Source organism: Thermogutta sp., from assembly GCF_014359955.1.
Lineage (GTDB): Bacteria > Planctomycetota > Planctomycetia > Pirellulales > Thermoguttaceae > Thermogutta.
The window spans coordinates 1-1,642 of the sequence record NZ_JACIYL010000905.1; the positions used below are offsets into that span (position 1 = coordinate 1).

Annotated in this window: 2 protein-coding genes; both read left to right on the plus strand. The window is 55.8% G+C overall.

What is annotated here, in order from left to right; all coding sequences use genetic code 11:
* A partial coding sequence (locus H5U08_RS18080; RefSeq protein ID WP_297036328.1) for a hypothetical protein occupies positions 1-1,005 on the plus strand: 1,005 nt, incomplete at its 5' end.
* 29 nt (positions 1,006-1,034) lie between these two features.
* A partial coding sequence (locus H5U08_RS18085) for a DUF5107 domain-containing protein (RefSeq protein WP_297036331.1) occupies positions 1,035-1,642 on the plus strand: 608 nt, incomplete at its 3' end.

A 1,642-nucleotide genomic window follows, 5' to 3' on the forward strand; every position in this document is an offset into this window, starting at 1 on the left:
GATCTCAACAATCACGATGAGTGGATACCTTTCGCCCGGACCACCGCGTGGTGCTGGCAACAGGGATGCATGCTTCAGTGGCGCCCGGGTAGTGATTCTGAAGTGATTTTCAACGATCGCGATGAGGATCACTATATTGCCCGAATCTTGAATGTGCACACCGGTCGATGCCGAACAATTGCAACCCCCGTGTATGCACTTTCGCCGGATGGACGCACAGCGGTGACGACGGACTTCCGTCGTCTCGGATGGGCCCGACCAGGGTATGGATATAACGGGATTCCCGATCCGTACGCAGAGGTGCCGGCGCCCGAGAACTCGGGGATCTGGCGTGTGGATTTGGAAACGGGAAAGAGTGATCTGATTCTCTCGCTGGCGGAAGTGGCGAGCGTCCCCTGGCAGTATGGCTCTCTGGAGGGATGTGTCCACTGGTTCAATCATTTGCTGGTCAATCCGTCGGGCGACCGTTTCGTCTTTCTTCATCGATGGAAAAAAAGCGGTGGCAAATCGTGGTCCACGCGGATGCTCTCGGCAAATCTCGACGGCACGGAACTGCGCGTGGTGATCGACTCGGGGTCTGTGTCGCATTTCATCTGGAGGGACGCTCGCCACGTTCTGGCCTATTCGCGTCGGAGGCCCAATGAAAACTGGGGGTTTTTCCTCTGGGAAGACCGTCCGGAAGGCCGTGTCGAACCGGTGGGGCCGGGAGTCATGGGGCCGAGTGATGGCCACTGCAATTATGTACCAGGCGGCGAGTGGATCGTGTGCGACATCTATCCCGATGCGCAGCGTTTGCAGCACGTTTATCTCTATCACGTGCCTACCAATAGACGTGTAGAACTGGCCGCGCTCCTCTCACCGCCCCAGTACACAGGAGAATGGCGGTGCGATACCCATCCTCGGGTGAGTCGAACCGGCCGATATATCACCGTTGATTCTCCCCACGAGGGCGGACGGCAGATCTATTTGATTGACATTTCGTCGATTATCGGGAAAGCCTTGTAAACGGTTTTCTCTCACTGAGGAGGTGAGCTATGAACAATCGCAGGTATGGCGAGGTTCAATTTGGCAAACAAACTTGGGCGGTTTTGACATGGTGGGCGATGGCATTGCTACTTTGTCCATTAGGGATTCAGGCAACAGGAATGGAGAGTCCCGAAAAAGTCCGCGTTTTTCAAACAGAGCTCACCATTCCGACCTATCCCTGGGAGGAAGATATCAATCCCAAATTCTGGGCTCTGGAAGGCGGTCCCCGGCTTTCCACAACCGTCCATGGCAGCATCGTGTATCCCTACGTCATGCAAGACCATTTGCTCCGCACCAAAGTGGAGCGGACCTATCGAGCGGTGGTCCTGGAAAACGAATACCTCCGTGTGGTTTGCCTTCCGGAATTGGGAGGACGTATTCATTCCGTATTGGACAAGACAACCGGCCAGGAAATGTTCCATCTGAATCGCGTGATAAAACCTGCCATGATCGCCATGCGCGGGGCGTGGATCTCTGGTGGCATTGAATGGAACTCCGGACCTCACGGACACACCGTGACGTGTCTCTCGCCCGTCAACGTGGCGGTCCGTCAGAATCCGGATGGTTCAGCCACCCTGGAGATTTCCAACACCGAACAGATCTTCCGGACCCGCTG